The organism is Jatrophihabitans lederbergiae, from assembly GCF_031845305.1.
Classification (GTDB): domain Bacteria; phylum Actinomycetota; class Actinomycetes; order Mycobacteriales; family Jatrophihabitantaceae; genus Jatrophihabitans_A; species Jatrophihabitans_A lederbergiae.
Genome location: NZ_JAVREH010000223.1, coordinates 1 through 436, shown reverse-complemented (window position 1 = coordinate 436; position 436 = coordinate 1). Strand labels below are relative to the sequence as shown.

At 64.4% G+C, this 436-nt stretch carries 1 pseudogene; it reads left to right on the top strand.

The annotated features are described in order from the left end of the window. Window positions 1-120: 120 nt before the first annotated feature. Window positions 121-309, top strand: a pseudogene (locus tag RM423_RS25065) (DDE-type integrase/transposase/recombinase); the annotation flags it as partial. Between the last annotated feature and the right edge of the window lie 127 nt (window positions 310-436).

The window sequence follows — 436 nt, the reverse complement described above, 5'->3', positions numbered from 1 at the left end:
ATCGGCCGCATGTGGTGGTGTCTACAGAACGGTCAACTCTGGGACGAGCACGCCGCCTGGAACGAACTCTCGACGGGCCCCGCTCAGGTCGCTGCTTGACACTCACTCGCGTGGGATGTCTACCTGCGCACCTGGCAAGGCTGGCTCTACCTGGCCACCGTCATCGACGCCCACTCCCGCCGGGTGCTCGGCTGGGCCCTCGCCGAGCACATGCGCACCGATCTGGTCGAACAGGCGCTGCAGATGGCGATCACCCTGCGCGGCGAGGTGCCCGCCAAGGTCGTGTTCCACGCCGACAGAGGCACCCAGGGCTACCGGACGCTCATCTCGTTGTCGTTCTGCGGAACCTGAGCGTCGTTGGCTAAGAAGGCTGCTTTGTTATTGCAGCCCTACCGACGCGAAGCAGGTTCAGGACATCGACGACTGTGTCCGCCAT